General features: G+C 69.3%; 16 protein-coding genes. 1 reads left to right on the top strand and 15 read right to left on the bottom strand.

The annotated features are described in order from the left end of the window. Positions 1-52: 52 nt before the first annotated feature. Positions 53-1,879, top strand: a complete 1,827-nt coding sequence (locus C1703_RS27325; protein ID WP_114255327.1) for a glycoside hydrolase family 18 chitinase — start codon at positions 53-55, stop codon at positions 1,877-1,879. A 14-nt stretch (positions 1,880-1,893) separates the two neighbouring features. Here the strand turns inward: C1703_RS27325 and C1703_RS27320 are convergent, their stop codons facing one another. The 15 genes from C1703_RS27320 to prmC all read right to left on the bottom strand — a co-directional run bounded on the left by C1703_RS27320 (position 1,894) and on the right by prmC (position 15,599). Beyond that, positions 1,894-2,340: a DUF2550 domain-containing protein gene (locus tag C1703_RS27320; protein ID WP_114255326.1), complete on the bottom strand. Its 447-nt coding sequence runs from the start codon at positions 2,338-2,340 to the stop codon at positions 1,894-1,896. Between the two features lie 130 nt (positions 2,341-2,470). Next, entirely contained in the window at positions 2,471-2,848 is a 378-nt protein-coding gene (locus C1703_RS27315) for a F0F1 ATP synthase subunit epsilon (protein ID WP_033312984.1), read from the bottom strand. Positions 2,849-2,959: 111 nt separating this feature from the next. Continuing rightward, positions 2,960-4,396, bottom strand: coding sequence for a F0F1 ATP synthase subunit beta (gene atpD / locus C1703_RS27310; protein ID WP_114255325.1), 1,437 nt, complete (start codon positions 4,394-4,396; stop codon positions 2,960-2,962). Positions 4,397-4,399: 3 nt separating this feature from the next. Continuing rightward, positions 4,400-5,314: a F0F1 ATP synthase subunit gamma gene (locus tag C1703_RS27305; protein ID WP_114255324.1), complete on the bottom strand. Its 915-nt coding sequence runs from the start codon at positions 5,312-5,314 to the stop codon at positions 4,400-4,402. 20 nt (positions 5,315-5,334) lie between these two features. Further along, positions 5,335-6,924 carry a F0F1 ATP synthase subunit alpha gene (gene atpA / locus C1703_RS27300; RefSeq protein WP_114255323.1) on the bottom strand — a complete coding sequence of 530 codons (1,590 nt, stop codon included), beginning with the start codon at positions 6,922-6,924 and terminating at the stop codon, positions 5,335-5,337. Between the two features lie 124 nt (positions 6,925-7,048). Continuing rightward, on the bottom strand, positions 7,049-7,864 hold the full coding sequence (locus C1703_RS27295; RefSeq protein ID WP_114255322.1) for a F0F1 ATP synthase subunit delta: 816 nt from the start codon (positions 7,862-7,864) through the stop codon (positions 7,049-7,051). Beyond that, complete coding sequence (locus C1703_RS27290) at positions 7,861-8,388, bottom strand: F0F1 ATP synthase subunit B (RefSeq protein WP_114255321.1); 528 nt, start codon at positions 8,386-8,388, stop codon at positions 7,861-7,863. Before C1703_RS27290 ends, C1703_RS27295 begins: the two co-directional genes overlap by 4 nt. Positions 8,389-8,449: 61 nt before the next feature. After that, positions 8,450-8,686 (bottom strand): ATP synthase subunit C, encoded by a 237-nt coding sequence (locus C1703_RS27285; protein WP_010040161.1) that lies wholly within the window; start codon positions 8,684-8,686, stop codon positions 8,450-8,452. A 78-nt stretch (positions 8,687-8,764) separates the two neighbouring features. Continuing rightward, complete coding sequence (atpB, locus tag C1703_RS27280) at positions 8,765-9,532, bottom strand: F0F1 ATP synthase subunit A (RefSeq protein ID WP_031117487.1); 768 nt, start codon at positions 9,530-9,532, stop codon at positions 8,765-8,767. 273 nt (positions 9,533-9,805) lie between these two features. After that, on the bottom strand, positions 9,806-10,243 hold the full coding sequence (locus C1703_RS27275; protein WP_037765453.1) for a hypothetical protein: 438 nt from the start codon (positions 10,241-10,243) through the stop codon (positions 9,806-9,808). A gap of 298 nt (positions 10,244-10,541) precedes the next feature. After that, positions 10,542-11,885 carry an MraY family glycosyltransferase gene (locus C1703_RS27270; protein ID WP_114255320.1) on the bottom strand — a complete coding sequence of 448 codons (1,344 nt, stop codon included), beginning with the start codon at positions 11,883-11,885 and terminating at the stop codon, positions 10,542-10,544. A gap of 129 nt (positions 11,886-12,014) precedes the next feature. Beyond that, positions 12,015-13,253: a serine hydroxymethyltransferase gene (gene glyA / locus C1703_RS27265; RefSeq protein ID WP_114255319.1), complete on the bottom strand. Its 1,239-nt coding sequence runs from the start codon at positions 13,251-13,253 to the stop codon at positions 12,015-12,017. Between the two features lie 87 nt (positions 13,254-13,340). Beyond that, a complete protein-coding gene (locus C1703_RS27260) occupies positions 13,341-14,021 on the bottom strand; it encodes a protein-tyrosine-phosphatase (protein ID WP_114255318.1) in 681 nt (226 codons plus the stop codon). Beyond that, entirely contained in the window at positions 14,018-14,665 is a 648-nt protein-coding gene (locus tag C1703_RS27255) for an L-threonylcarbamoyladenylate synthase (protein ID WP_114255317.1), read from the bottom strand. The genes C1703_RS27260 and C1703_RS27255 overlap by 4 nt, the downstream gene beginning before the upstream one ends. Before the next feature lie 88 nt (positions 14,666-14,753). Continuing rightward, positions 14,754-15,599 (bottom strand): peptide chain release factor N(5)-glutamine methyltransferase, encoded by an 846-nt coding sequence (gene prmC, locus C1703_RS27250; protein WP_114255316.1) that lies wholly within the window; start codon positions 15,597-15,599, stop codon positions 14,754-14,756. Positions 15,600-15,627: the final 28 nt, after the last annotated feature.

The following is a 15,627-nucleotide window of genomic DNA, read 5'->3' as shown; positions in this document are numbered from 1 at the left end:
TGTGGCGTGAGGCTCAGTCACGCCCCCCACAACTCCATCGAGGAGGCGCAGCATGCGCTTCAGACACAGAGCCGCGGCAGGGTTCGCGACCCTGTTGCTCCCGCTGGCCGGCCTCGTCGGCCTGGCGAGCCCGGCCCAGGCCGCGACGTCCGCCACCGCTTCCTACGCCAAGACCCAGGACTGGGGCTCCGGCTTCGAGGGCAAGTGGACGGTGAAGAACACCGGCACCACCACCATCAGCTCCTGGACCGTCGAGTGGGACTTCCCCTCCGGCACCTCGGTCACCTCCGCCTGGGACGCCGACGTCACCTCCTCCGGCTCCCACTGGACCGCGAAGAACAAGTCCTGGAACGGCACCCTCGCCCCCGGGGCCTCCGTCACCTTCGGCTTCAACGGCTCCGGCTCCGGCTCCCCCGCCAACTGCAAGCTCAACGGCGGCAGCTGCGACGGCGGCACCACCGAGCCCGGCGACAGCGCCCCGAGCACCCCCGGCACCCCGACCGCCTCCGGCATCACCGACACGTCGGTGAAGCTGACCTGGTCCGCCGCCACCGACGACAAGGGCGTCAAGAACTACGACGTCCTGCGCGACGGCGCCAAGGTCGCCACCGTGACGACGACCTCGTACACGGACACCGGCCTGACCAAGGGCACGGACTACTCCTACTCCGTGCAGGCGCGTGACACCGCCGACCAGACCGGCCCGGTGAGCGGCTCCGTCCGCGTCCGCACCACGGGCGGCACCACCGAGCCCCCGCCCACCGGCGACAAGATCAAGCTCGGCTACTTCACCGAGTGGGGCGTCTACGGCCGCAACTACCACGTCAAGAACCTCGTGACGTCGGGCACCGCGTCGAAGATCACCCACATCAACTACGCGTTCGGCAACGTCAAGAACGGCCAGTGCACCGTCGACGACACCTACGCCGCCTACGACAAGGCCTACACCGCCGACCAGTCCGTCTCCGGCACCGCCGACACCTGGGACCAGCCGCTGCGCGGCAACTTCAACCAGCTGCGCCAGCTGAAGGCGAAGTACCCGCACATCAAGGTGCTGTACTCCTTCGGCGGCTGGACCTACTCGGGCGGCTTCGGCCAGGCCGCGCAGAACGCGGCCGCGTTCGCCAAGTCCTGCAAGGCCGTCGTGGAGGACCCGCGCTGGGCCGACGTCTTCGACGGCATCGACATCGACTGGGAGTACCCGAACGCCTGCGGCCTGACCTGCGACACCTCCGGTCCGGCGGCCTTCAGGAACCTCTCCCAGGCCCTGCGGGCCGAGTTCGGCCCGGACTACCTGGTCACCGCGGCCATCACCGCCGACGGCTCCTCCGGCGGCAAGATCGACGCGGCCGACTACGGCGGCGCCGCCCAGTACCTCGACTGGTACAACGTGATGACCTACGACTACTTCGGCGCCTTCGACAAGGACGGCCCGACGGCCCCGCACTCCCCGCTCACCTCGTACCCCGGCATCCCGCAGGCCGGCTTCAACTCGGCCGACGCCATCGCCAAGCTCAAGGCGAAGGGCGTCCCCGCCAGGAAGCTGCTGCTCGGCATCGGCTTCTACGGCCGCGGCTGGACCGGCGTCACCCAGTCCGCCCCGGGCGGCTCGGCGACCGGCGCGGCTCCCGGCACCTACGAGGCGGGCATCGAGGACTACAAGGTCCTCAAGAACTCCTGCCCCGTCACCGGCACCATCGCGGGCACGGCGTACGCCCACTGCGGCAGCAACTGGTGGTCGTACGACACCCCGGCGACCATCGCGGGCAAGATGAGCTGGGCCAGGAACCAGGGCCTGGGCGGCGCGTTCTTCTGGGAGTTCAGCGGCGACACCGCCAACGGCGAGCTGGCGACCGCCATCCACAACGGCCTGTCGTAAGAGGATTCGGCGGATTACGCCACGTTGACGCGCTGACCGGGCGGGGCCGCCTCGAGCCACGCGAGGAAACCGGTCAGCGCGTCTTCGCTCATCGCGAGTTCAAGACGCGTGCCCCGGTGCAGACAGGCCAGGATCACATGGTCGGAGAGGAGCGCCAGCTCCTCCTCACCCTCCGGGACCCGGCGGCCGGCCACCTCGATCGCGGAACGCTCCAGGATGCGGCGGGGCCGCGGCGAGTACGAGAAGACGCGGTACCACTCGACGCGGTCGCCGTTGTACCGGGCCACCCCGTACGCCCAGCCCTTGCCGTTCGGGTCGCCGTCCTCGGGCGCGTCCCAGCGCAGGCTGGCGTCGAAGGTGCCGCCCGAGCGCTGGATGAGCCGGCGGCGCAGACCGAAGACGAACAGTCCCACCACCACGAGGGCCACGACAATTCCGCACACAGTCAGAGCGAGGACCATCGACACCGACCTCCTCGTCTCCTAGGTAACGGAACGTAAAAAACACCCACATCCACCTCAGCCGCGGCTGGGTCCGGATTACTCCGGTACCCAGCCGCGGCTGAGTGACGTCATCACACGGCTGACGGGGTCAGCGGGCCGCCGTCGCAGCCCGCAGCCGGACGTCCGCGCGGCGCTGGGCCTCCGCGTCGTCCTCCGCCTTCGCGCGCTCCAGCTCCTGCTCCGCGCGCTGGACGTCGATCTCGTCCGACAGCTCGGCGACTTCGGCCAGCAGGGAGAGCTTGTCGTCGGCGAACGAGATGAATCCGCCGTGCACCGCGGCGACGACCGTCCCGCCCTCGCTGGTGCGGATGGTCACCGGGCCCGACTCCAGCACACCGAGCAGCGGCTGGTGACCGGGCATGACGCCGATGTCGCCGGACGTGGTGCGCGCGACGACCAGGGTGGCCTGGCCGGACCAGACCTCACGGTCGGCCGCGACCAGCGCGACGTGCAGCTCAGCAGCCAAGGGTGGCTCCTCGGGTCACCACCCGGCGGGAGTGCCGGGTGTGGGTTACAAGTCTAGTAGGCGTGAGAGAGGGGGCGGGACGCGCCCGCCCCCTCCTCAAGAACACCGGGGTCAGGAGACGCCCAGCTCCTTCGCGTTCTTCTTCAGGTCCTCGAGACCACCGCACATGAAGAACGCCTGCTCCGGGAAGTGGTCGTACTCGCCGTCGCAGATCGCGTTGAACGCGGCGATCGACTCGTCCAGCGGCACGTCCGAACCGTCCACGCCGGTGAACTGCTTGGCGGCGTGGGTGTTCTGGGACAGGAAGCGCTCCACGCGACGGGCCCGGTGGACGACGAGCTTGTCCTCCTCGCCGAGCTCGTCGATACCGAGGATCGCGATGATGTCCTGCAGGTCCTTGTACTTCTGCAGGATGTTCTTCACGCGCATCGCGGCGTTGTAGTGGTCCGCCGAGATGTACCGCGGGTCGAGGATCCGGGACGTCGAGTCCAGCGGGTCCACGGCCGGGTAGATGCCCTTCTCGGAGATCGGACGGGAGAGCACCGTCGTCGCGTCGAGGTGGGCGAAGGTGGTGGCCGGGGCCGGGTCGGTCAGGTCGTCCGCGGGGACGTAGATCGCCTGCATCGAGGTGATCGAGTGACCACGGGTCGAGGTGATGCGCTCCTGGAGGATGCCCATCTCGTCGGCCAGGTTCGGCTGGTAGCCCACCGCGGAGGGCATACGGCCGAGCAGGGTCGACACCTCGGAACCGGCCTGGGTGAAGCGGAAGATGTTGTCGATGAAGAACAGCACGTCCTGCTTCTGGACGTCGCGGAAGTACTCCGCCATCGTCAGGCCGGCCAGGGCCACGCGCAGACGGGTGCCCGGGGGCTCGTCCATCTGACCGAAGACCAGCGCGGTCTTGTCGAGGACGCCGGACTCCTCCATCTCCTGGATGAGGTCGTTGCCCTCACGGGTGCGCTCGCCGACACCCGCGAAGACGGAGACGCCCTCGTGGAGGTTGGCGACACGCATGATCATTTCCTGGATCAGCACGGTCTTGCCGACACCGGCACCACCGAACAGACCGATCTTGCCGCCCTTGACGTACGGGGTGAGGAGGTCGACGACCTTCAGGCCCGTCTCGAACATCTCGGTCTTCGACTCGAGCTGGTCGAACGCGGGGGCCTTGCGGTGGATGGACCAGCGCTCGCCCTCGTGGGTCTCGTCGCTGTTCAGCACCTCACCGAGGGTGTTGAACACCTTGCCCTTGGTGAAGTCGCCGACCGGGACGGTGATGCCCGCACCGGTGTCGGTCACCGGGGCCTGGCGGACCAGGCCGTCGGTGGGCTGCATGGAGATCGCGCGGACCAGGCCGTCACCCAGGTGCTGGGCGACCTCCAGGGTCAGCGTCTTCTTCTCGCCCGCGAGCGCCGGGTCGGAGACCTCGACGTGAAGGGCGTTGTAGATCTCCGGCATCGCGTCGACGGGGAACTCCACGTCGACGACCGGGCCGATGACCCGCGCGACGCGGCCCGTCGCCGTGGCCGTCTCAACAGTGGTGGTCATTTGTCAGTCACTCCCCGCGGTCGCGTCGGCCAGGGCGCTGGCGCCACCGACGATCTCGCTGATTTCCTGGGTGATTTCGGCCTGGCGGGCCTGGTTGGCAAGCCGGGTGAGGGTCTCGATGAGCTCTCCGGCGTTGTCGGTCGCCGACTTCATCGCGCGCCGCGTGGCGGCGTGCTTGGAGGCGGCCGACTGGAGCAGCGCGTTGTAGATGCGGCTCTCCACGTAGCGCGGCAGCAGGGCGTCCAGGACGTCCTCCGCCGAGGGCTCGAAGTCGAACAGCGGGAGGAGCTCGCCCTTGGGCTTCGCCTCCGCCGCGACCTCGTCGAGGCTGAGCGGCAGCAGCCGGGCCTCGATGGCCGTCTGCGTCATCATCGACACGAACTCGGTGTAGACGATGTGGAGCTCGTCCACGCCGCCCTCGGCCGTCTCCGTCTCGATGGCCTCGATCAGCGGAGCCGCGACCTTCTTGGCGTCCGCGTACGACGGGTCGTCGGTGAAGCCCGTGAACGACTCCGCGATCTTGCGCTCGCGGAAGTTGTAGTGGGCGACACCGCGGCGGCCGACGATGTAGCTGTCGACCTCCTTGCCCTCGGCCTCGAGCTGCGCCGTGAGCTTCTCGGCGGCCTTGATGGCGTTGGAGTTGAAGGCGCCGGCCAGACCACGGTCGCTCGTGAGGAGCAGGACCGCGGCGCGGGTCGGGTTCTCCGCCTCCGTCGTCAGCGGGTGCTTGGTGTTCGAGCCGGTCGCGACCGCCGTGACCGCGCGGGTGAGCTCGGTCGCGTACGGCGTGGAGGCCGCCACCTTGCGCTGCGCCTTGACGACGCGCGAGGCGGCGATCATCTCCATCGCCTTCGTGATCTTCTTGGTCGCGGAGACGGTTTTGATGCGACGCTTGTAGACCCGGAGCTGGGCTCCCATGAGTCAGGTCCCTTCCGTCGTCACTTGCCCGCAGCCGGAGCGTCCTCGCCGAGCAGCTTGCCGTCGGAGGTCTCGAACTGCTTCTTGAACTCCGCGATGGCGTCGGCCATGGCCTGGAGGGTGTCGTCGGACATCTTGCCGCCCTCGCGGATGGAGGTCAGCAGGCCCTGCTCCTTGCGGTGCAGGTAGTCCAGCAGCTCCTTCTCGAAGCGGCGGATGTCGGCGACGGGGACGTCGTCCATCTTGCCGGTGGTGCCGGCCCAGATGGAGACGACCTGGTCCTCGGTGGACATCGGCTGGTACTGCGGCTGCTTCAGCAGCTCGACCATGCGCTGACCACGCTCCAGCTGCGCCTTGGACGCGGCGTCCAGGTCGGAACCGAAGGCGGCGAACGCCTCCAGCTCACGGAACTGGGCGAGGTCCACACGCAGACGGCCGGACACCTGGCGGATCGCCTTGTGCTGGGCGGAACCACCGACTCGGGAGACGGAGATACCGACGTTCAGCGCGGGGCGCTGACCGGCGTTGAACAGGTCCGACTCCAGGAAGCACTGGCCGTCGGTGATGGAGATGACGTTGGTCGGGATGAACGCCGACACGTCGTTGGCCTTGGTCTCGACGATCGGCAGACCGGTCATCGAGCCGGCGCCCATCTCGTCGGAGAGCTTGGCGCAGCGCTCCAGCAGCCGGGAGTGCAGGTAGAAGACGTCACCCGGGTAGGCCTCACGGCCCGGCGGACGGCGCAGCAGCAGCGACACGGCGCGGTAGGCGTCGGCCTGCTTCGACAGGTCGTCGAAGACGATCAGGACGTGCTTGCCCTGGTACATCCAGTGCTGGCCGATGGCCGAACCGGTGTAGGGGGCCAGGTACTTGAAGCCCGCCGGGTCGGACGCCGGGGCGGCGACGATGGTCGTGTACTCCAGCGCGCCGGCCTCCTCCAGAGCGCCGCGCACGCCGGCGATGGTGGAGCCCTTCTGGCCGATGGCGACGTAGATGCAGCGGACCTGCTTCTTCGGGTCGCCCGAGCGCCAGTTGTCACGCTGGTTGATGATCGTGTCGACGGCCAGGGCGGTCTTGCCGGTCTGGCGGTCGCCGATGATCAGCTGACGCTGACCACGGCCGATCGGGGTCATCGCGTCGACGGCCTTGTAGCCCGTCTCCATCGGCTCGTGCACCGACTTGCGGACCATGACGCCCGGGGCCTGCAGCTCCAGGGCGCGACGGCTGTCGGTCTCGATCTCGCCGAGGCCGTCGATCGGGTTGCCGAGGGGGTCGACCACGCGGCCGAGGTAGCCCTCGCCGACCGCGACGGACAGGACCTCGCCGGTACGGCTGACCGGCTGCCCCTCCTCGATGCCGCTGAACTCGCCGAGGACGATGGCACCGATCTCGCGCTCCTCGAGGTTGAGGGCGAGGCCGAGGGTGCCGTCCTCGAACTTCAGCAGCTCGTTGGCCATGGTCGAGGGCAGGCCCTCGACCTTCGCGATGCCGTCGCCGGCAAAGGTGACCGTACCGACCTCCTCGCGCGAGGCCGCGTCCGGCTTGTACGCCTGGACGAAGTTCTCCAGTGCGTCCCGGATCTCCTCCGGCCGGATCGTGAGCTCCGCCATCTGGGTTCCCTGCTCTCCTTGTTGGGCCCGAAGTTTCTTAGGGGGTCTGGGGGCGACCCCCAGGATTCTTCTGCACGGCCCAACCAGGGCCGTCGTCAGTACGTACTGCCTATTGAGTTGCTGCTCAGCCGGCGAGCCGGCGGCTGGCGTCCTCGATGCGGTCCGCGAGGGAGCCGTTGATGACCTCGTCGCCGACCTGCACCCGGATGCCGCCGAGGACCTCGGGGTCCACGTCCAGGTTGAGGTGCATCGTGCGGCCGTAGAGCTTCGCGAGGGCGGCGCCCAGGCGCTGCTTCTGCGGGTCGCTCAGCGGCACCGCCGAGGTGACGATGGCCACCATGCGGTCCCGGCGCTCGGCGGCGAGCTTGGACAGGGACTCCAGTCCCGACTCCAGGCTACGTCCCCGCGGCGCGGTCACAAGGCGCGTCACCAGACGCTCGGTGGCCGGCTGTGCCCTGCCCCCGAGCAGGCTGCGCAGCAGCTCGCCCTTGGCCGAGGCGGTGGCCTTGCGGTCGGTCAGCGCGGCGCGCAGCTCGGTGCTGCCGGAGACGATCCGGCCGAACCGGAACAGCTCGTCCTCGACGTCGTCGAGCTTGCCCGCCTGCTGCGCGGCGGTGAGGTCGGCGGTGTTCGCCAGCTCCTCGATCGCGTCCACCAGGTCGCGCGAGTGCGACCAGCGGGAGCGCACCATGCCGGCCACCAGGTCGGCGGCCGGGCCGCTGACCTGGGTTCCGAGCAGGCGCTGGGCCAGCTCGGCCTTGGCCTGACCGGCCTGCGCCGGGTCGGTGAGGACCCGACGCAGCGACACCTCGCGGTCGAGCAGCGCGGTGACGGCGGCCAGCTCGTCGGCGAGCGAGCCGGCGTCCACGGACGTGGAGTCCGTCAGCGCGTCGAGACGCTCACGTGCGGCTGCCAGGGCCTCGCGGCTCGCTCCGTTCATCGGCCGGCCTCGGCCTTCTCCTCGAGCTCGTCGAGGAACCGGTCGATGACGCGGCTCTGGCGGGCGTGGTCCTCGAGGGACTCGCCGACGAGCTTGCCGGCCAGGTCGGTGGCGAGCTTGCCGACGTCCTGGCGCAGCGCGGACGCGGCGGCCTTGCGGTCGGCCTCGATCTGGGCGTGACCGGCGGCGACGATCTCCTCGCGCTGCCGCTGGCCCTCGGCCCGCATCTCGGCGATGAGGGCGGCACCCTGCTCCTGCGCCTCCTGGCGCAGACGCGCGGCCTCGTGCCGGGCCTCGGCGAGCTGTGCCTTGTACTGCTCAAGGACGCTCTGGGCCTCGACCTTCATGGTCTCGGCCTCTTCGATACCGCCTTCGATCGCCGCGCGGCGCTCCTCCAGAACCTTGTTGATGTTCGGAAGCAGCTTCTTCCAGAAGAAGAAGAACACGATGGCGAAGGCGATGGTGCCGACGAGCAGCTCGGGGCCCGGAGGAACGAGCGGGTTCTGCTCTTCCTCGGCCGCCAGCTCGCACCAGGTTGGCGATCACATCAGTGCCTTTCGTCGAAACGTGTCGGTGAGCAGGAAATTACTGACCGAACACGAACGGCATAACGATGCCGATGAGGGCGAGCGCCTCACAGAAGGCGAAGCCCAGGATCTGGTTGGCACGGATCAGGCCGGCGGCCTCGGGCTGACGGGCGAGGGCCTGGGTGCCGTTGCCGAAGATGATGCCGACGCCGATGCCGGGGCCGATGGCGGAGAGGCCGTAGCCGATGGAGCCGAGCGAACCGGAGACAGCGGCGAGGGTCTCAGTGGCAGCCATGCTGAATCTTCCTTCTCTTTCACGGACCGGCGGGGGTTGGCCACCGGACGTTCTTGGGATTTGCGGGGGCGGAGGGGCTCAGTGGTGCTCGGCCAGAGCGCCCTGGATGTACGTGCAGGCGAGGAGCACGAAGACGTACGCCTGGACGGCCTGCACGAAAAGCTCGAAGACGATCATGGCCATGGTCATCACGAAGGAGATACCGGCCGCCGGGATCATCCAGCTGTTGAGCAGGTACCACGAGGCGACGGTGAACATGACCAACATCAGGTGACCGGCGAACATGTTCGCGAACAGTCGCACCGCGTGCGTGAACGGCCGGACGAGGAGGTTCGAGAAGAACTCGATGACCATCACGAGCGGCAGCACCGGGCCGAGCGACTTGTCGTAGCCGGTGATGTTCTTGAAGAACCCGACGAAGCCGTGCCGCTTGAAGGTCAGCGAGACCCAGGTCACGTAGACGACCGCGGCGAGGACGGCCGGGTAGGCGATGACCGACGACACCGGGAACTGCGCCAGCGGGATCACGGACCAGATGTTCATGATCCAGATGAAGAAGAACAGCGAGACCATCAGGGGGACGTACTTCTCCCCCTCCTTCTTGCCGAGGGTCTCGTAGACGATGCCGCGGCGGACGAAGTCGTATCCGGCCTCACCGACCATCTGCAGCTTGCCCGGCACCACCTTCGCCTTGCCGAAGGCCGCCCAGAAGAAGCCGATGACGAGGATGGTGGTGATGATGGCGAGCAGCATCACCTTGTTGAACTCGTACCCCCCGACCGTGGCGATCGGCTTGAAGAGGAACGAGTGCAGGCCCGGTGCCGGAAAACCACACCCGTCGGACATGATCCGACAGCTCCAGTCGAAGGCGAGCTGGGTCTGGTCAGCACTCACCGCGGGCTCCTTCGGTGTGACGCATAGGTACGGCAACCTCGTTGTGTCGGCGCGGCGCGCAGCCGCGGATCGGCACCGGACTGGTGTTACGGATGTGAGGGCGGCTGGGGGGCATCGAGCCTCGCGTTCGAGCAGGCGTCAGCTCAGATGCCCGCGCCCGCGATGCCGCAGTTGGCACCGGACGATAGCAGGAGTTCCCAATGCTCTTTATCGCGCCCCTACTCGTCACGACGACGACCCGGTCTTCTCGGGCTTCTCGCTCTTCTCGGAGTCCGGGTCGATGTAGAAGATCTTGGCCTTCATGTGCGCACGAGCCTGCGCAGCCATCCACACGACGGTCGCGACGACGAGCCCGATGGCGAACGTCTTCGCGTTGAAGAGAGAGGTGTCCTTGAAGAGGGCGACGAAGATCAGAAGAAGCAGCAGCTGGGCGACATAGAGCATCAGCCCCATGGCCTGGAACAACTGCGGGAGCGTTTTTGCCGTCCACTGGAGAACGTACAGACCGACCCCCATGAAGAGGATGGCCAGCAGCGCACCGACGGCGGCGCCGACGGCTCCCTTGCCTCCGGCCACCACGCCACTGACGGCGGCCGCGACCACACCGGCAGCGGCTGTGGGCACAGCGCACTGCAGAAGGTTCCGGGCGTCATTGGACGGCATGGCGGCAACTCCGCTTTCGCAGGGGGCAGGGGTGTCGTCATGGACGAGCGTAGTCCCGGGCTGAGTGGAGACCTCACGCCAATGGACCGTCTCATTGCGGTCCTTCGGCTCTATCCGGGGGGTTCTCGTGAACCGTATCACAAACTATTTGATGCAGTCTTTACCTGGGGGTGTGCGGACAGTCACACATGAGAGTGAACCTGCGCGTCTGAGCGCGAACGCCGCCGACATGTCTGGTATTGGGGCGCTTCGCACCCCCATCACCACCCCACGACTTGGCAATGCTCTAGTCAGATTCTTACCTTGTCCCGGCCTTGCGCCGGTCGGCCAGCCGCGAACGGGGGCCGATGGCGGTCGCCCCGTTGACACCGGAGACCCCGGAGACCACGGGCGGGCGGCTCTCCGGCCCCACCGCGGCGGGCTGCTCGGCGGCGGACGCCGGCGTCGAGGCATCCGGCGCCAGGGCCGGGATCCCGCGGCGGCGGTAGCGCGGCGGCACGAAGCGCTCCATCCAGCGCGGGGTGCGGGGCGTGAAGCGCGGCAGCAGGAGCAGGACCAGGCCGATCGCGCTGAGGAACACGACGCCGAGCACGATCCACATGGACGCCGAGTTGACCGAGTAGGCGAGCGCGCCGAAGGCGATCAGCGCCGACCAGAAGTACATGATCAGCACCGCGCGGCTGTGCGAGTGGCCGATCTCCAGGAGCCGGTGGTGCAGGTGGCCGCGGTCGGCGGCGAACGGGGACTGGCCGCGCCAAGTGCGGCGCACGATCGCCAGGATCAGGTCGGCGGCCGGCACCGCGATGATCGTCAACGGCAGCAGCAGCGGGATGTAGACGGGGACCGTCTGGTGCACGGCCTCCTTCTCGGACCCGACGTACAGGTTGAGCGCGTCCGGGTCGACCTGGCCGGTGACGGAGATCGCGCCGGCGGCCAGGACCAGGCCGATCAGCATCGAGCCCGAGTCGCCCATGAAGATCCGCGCCGGGTGCATGTTGTGCGGCAGGAAGCCCAGGCACATGCCCATCAGGATCGCCGAGAAGAGGGTGGCGGGGGCGGCGGCCTCGATGCCGTACGAGTACCAGATGCGGTAGGCGTACAGGAAGAACGCGGTGGCGGCGATGCAGACCATGCCGGCCGCGAGGCCGTCCAGGCCGTCGACGAAGTTGACCGCGTTGATGGTGATGACGACCAGCGCGACCGTCAGCAGGGTGCCCTGCCACTGGGTGAGCGCGACCGAGCCGACGCCCGGGATCGGCAGCCACAGGATCGTCAGACCCTGCACGACCATCACGCCCGCGGCGATCATCTGGCCGCCCAGCTTGATCAGGGCGTCGATCTCGAACTTGTCGTCCAGGACGCCGATCAGCCAGATCAGGGCCGCTCCGGACAGCAGCGCCCGGGGTTCGTTGGAGGTCTCGAAGACCTGGTTGAGGTTGGTGAGGTGGTCGGCGACCAGCAGGCCCGCGCACAGGCCGAAGAACATCGCGATCCCGCCGAGTCGCGGAGTGGGCTCCCGGTGCACGTCACGTGCCCGGATCTCCGGCATCGCTCCGGCCACGATCGCGAACTTCCGTACCGGCCCTGTCAGCAGATACGTCACCGCGGCCGTGATGCAGAGCGTCAGCAGGTATTCACGCACGGGCTTCCCCACAGGTCTCGCTGGCCATCACAGCCCCACACCCTAGCGATGCGCGCATATGAGTGGGGACTTCCGGGTAGCGACGATGGTTGCACGAGTGGCTGTGCACCCTGGTGCGCTTACCCCGTCTCAGCGCGGATACGGCGGAAATCCACCGGCCAGCTCCCGCACTTCTTCACGGGCTCTCGCGGTCTCCGTCACGCCCCTGAGCACGCCCGCGAGCAGCTTGGCGATCCGCCCCATCTCCGCCTCGCCCATCCCCTGCGTGGTGACCGCGGCCGTGCCCAGGCGCAGTCCCCGGGCGTCGCCGTGCGGCAGCGCGCAGCAGTCCAGGACCAGGCCGGCCGCGGCGAGACGGCCCCGGGCGGTGCGGCCGTCGACGCCGAGGGGCGCCGGGTCGGCGGTGATCAGGTGGGTGTCGGTGCCGCCGGTGGTGACGACCAGGCCCTCGGCGGCCAGCCGTGCCGCGAGAACCCTCGCATTGGCGACCACCTGATGGGTGTACGCGGCGAACGCCGGTGTTGCCGCCTCCCCGAACGCGACCGCCTTGGCGGCGATGGTGTGCATCTGGGCGCCGCCCTGTGTGAAAGGGAACACGGCCCGGTCGACCCGCTCGGCCAGTTCCGCGCGGCACAGGATCATGCCGCCGCGCGGGCCGCGCAGCACCTTGTGGGTGGTCGCGCAGACGATGTCCGCGTACGGCACGGGGTTGGGCGCCGCTCCCCCGGCGACGAGCCCGATGGGGTGCGCGGCGTCCGCGATGAGGTAGGCGCCCACCTCGTCGGCGACCTCGCGGAAGAAGGCGTGGTCGAAGTGGCGGGGGTAGGCGATCGAGCCGCACACGATCGCCTTGGGCCGGCGCGTGCGGGCCAGGGTGCGCACCTGCTCGTGGTCGACGAGCCCGGACTCGGCCTCCACCCCGTAGCCGACGAAGTCGAACCAGCGGCCGGAGAAGTTGGCGGGCGAGCCGTGCGTGAGGTGGCCGCCGTGCGGCAGGCCCAGGGCGAGGACGGTGTCACCGGGGCGCAGCAGGGCGGCGTAGGCGGCCAGGACCGCCGAAGAGCCCGAGTCGGACTGGACGTTGGCGTGGTCGGCGCCGAACAGGGCCTTGGCGCGGTCGACGGCGAGACGTTCGGCGACGTCGACGATCTCGCAGCCGCCGTGGTGGCGTGCCCCCGGGTAGCCCTCGGCGTACTTGTTGGCGAGCGGCGAGCCGAGGGCGGCCAGCACGGCCGGGGAGGTGAAGTTCTCGGCGGCGATCAGCTGGAGCGTGGTCGCCTGCCGCTCCCGTTCCCCGAGCAGGACGTCGGCGAGTTCGGGGTCCTGGTGGCGCAGGACGTCGGCCTCGATGGCAGGGGTGACCGTCATGGTGGGCTCCGGGCGACGTGCTTCTGGGCGGTTCACCGTGGTGACGTACGACCAATGTAGGCCCGGGGCCCCGGAGGCGCTCGGTCGTTACGTCCGTGCGGGGACGCCTGTGAGTGCCGTGACGACCGGGTCGAGCGACTGGTGTATCTCGTCCCCGATCGACCGGAAGAACGTCAGGGGCGCCCCGTAGGGGTCGTAGACCTCGTCGGCCTCGGCGTTCGGGGCCAGGAGCCACCCGCGTAGAGCGGCCGCGGCACGGACCAGGGCACGCGCGCGGACGACCACGCCCTCCTCCAGGGGAGGCAGGGTCGCCGGGTCGATGGCCTTGACCAGACGGGTGAACTCCTTGAGCGTGAAGGTGCGCAGGCCCGCCGAGTGGCCCATGGAGATGACCTGCGCCCGGTGGTCCCGGGTGGCCGTCAGGACCAGGTCGGCGCGGATCACGTGCTCGTCCAGCAACTCCCGCCCGACGAAGCCGGAGGCGTCCGCGCCGAAGTCGGCGAGGACGGTCTCCGCGTGGGCCTCCATGGGGGCGCCCTCGTGGCCCCAGGTGCCCGCGCTCTCCACGATCAGCCCGCCGCCCAGGATGCCCAGCCGCTCCTTGACGAAATGGCGGGTCAGCCGCTCGGTGATGGGTGAGCGGCACACGTTGCCGGTGCTGACGTGGAGGATGCGGAAGCTGTCGCGCGGCAGTCCCACGAAGGTCGTCGTGATCTCCGCCGCGCTTTCCCCGTTGCCTATGCCACGCCCCGCCTCAGGGGCCGTCAATTCGCCACCTCGAGGTCGGGTACGACCTTTCGCAGCTCGTCCGCCGAGAGGGCACCGGCGCGCAGGAGCAGGGGCACCTCCCGGGTGACGTCGACGATCGACGACGGGACGTTGCCGGGGGTCGGGCCGCCGTCCAGGTAGACCGAGACGGAGTCGCCGAGCATCTCCTGCGCGGCGTCGCAGTCCTCCGGCGCCGGGTGGCCGGTGAGGTTCGCCGACGACACGGCCATCGGGCCGACCTCGGTGAGCAGCTCGATGGCGACCGGGTGCAGCGGCATGCGCACGGCGACCGTGCCCCGGGTGTCGCCCAGGTCCCACTGGAGTGACGGCTGGTGCTTGGCGACGAGCGTCAGCGCCCCCGGCCAGAAGGCGTCGACCAGCTCCCAGGCCAGCTCGGAGAAGTCCGTGACGAGCCCGTGCAGCGTGTTCGGGGAACCGATGAGGACGGGGGTGGGCATGTTGCGGCCCCGGCCCTTGGCCTCCAGCAGGTCGGCGACGGCCTCCGCGGAGAACGCGTCGGCGCCGATGCCGTACACCGTGTCCGTCGGCAGCACCACGAGCTCGCCACGGCGGACGGCGGACGCTGCCTCACGCAGACCGGTCACGCGGTCGGTCGCGTCGTTGGTGTCGTATCGCCGTGCCATCTTTAGCTGGCCTCCTCGTACACGTGCTGCTGGGATGAAGACTTCGAAGACTGCGGGTTCTGCGGGTTCTGCGGGGACTGCGGGGTGCTCACGGCAGTGCCTTGCGGGCCGTGGCGAAACGCGGGCGGTTGTTCAGGTCCGGGTGGTCGGCGGCGTCGGTCCAGCCGCGGTCCTCGGCGAAGATCCACGGCACCTGGCCGCCCTGGGTGTCGGCGTGCTCCACGACCACCACGCCGCCGGGGCGCAGCAGCCGGTGCGCGGTGCGCTCCAGGCCGCGGATCAGGTCGAGGCCGTCCTCGCCGGAGAAGAGCGCCATGTCGGGGTCGTAGTCCCGCGCCTCGGGGGCGACGTACTCCCACTCGGTGAGCGGGATGTACGGCGGGTTGGAGATGACCAGGTCGACCTGGCCGTCCAGGTCCGGGAAGGCCGTCAGGGCGTTGCCCTGCCGCAGGTCGACCCTGGACCCCTCGACGTTCTTGCGGGTCCACTTCAGGGCGTCCTCGGACAGCTCCACGGCGTGCACGCGGGAGCGCGGGACCTCCTGGGCGAGGGCGAGCGCGATGGCGCCGGAGCCGGTGCACAGGTCGACGATGCACGGCTCGACGACGTCCATGGCCCGCACGGCGTCTATGGCCCAGCCGACCACGGACTCGGTCTCCGGGCGCGGCACGAACACCCCCGGCCCGACCTGGAGTTCCAGGTAGCGGAAGTAGGCGCGTCCGGTGATGTGCTGGAGCGGTTCGCGGGCCTCGCGGCGGGCGATGACCTCCCAGTAACGGGCGTCGAAGTCGGAGTCCTTGACGGAGTGCAGCTCGCCGCGCTTCACGCCGTGCACGAACGCGGCGAGTTCCTCCGCGTCGGTGCGCGGCGAGGGCACGCCGGCGTCGGCGAGCCGCTGGGTGGCCTGGGCCACCTCCGCGAGCAGCAGATTCACGCAAGTCCTCCGGTATTCAGTGCTTCCG

Origin of the sequence: Streptomyces sp. Go-475 (assembly GCF_003330845.1) — a bacterium.
In the GTDB taxonomy this organism is placed as follows: Bacteria; Actinomycetota; Actinomycetes; order Streptomycetales; family Streptomycetaceae; genus Streptomyces.
Note: the sequence above shows the minus strand (reverse complement) of the source record. Positions and strands in the feature narration are given on the sequence as shown.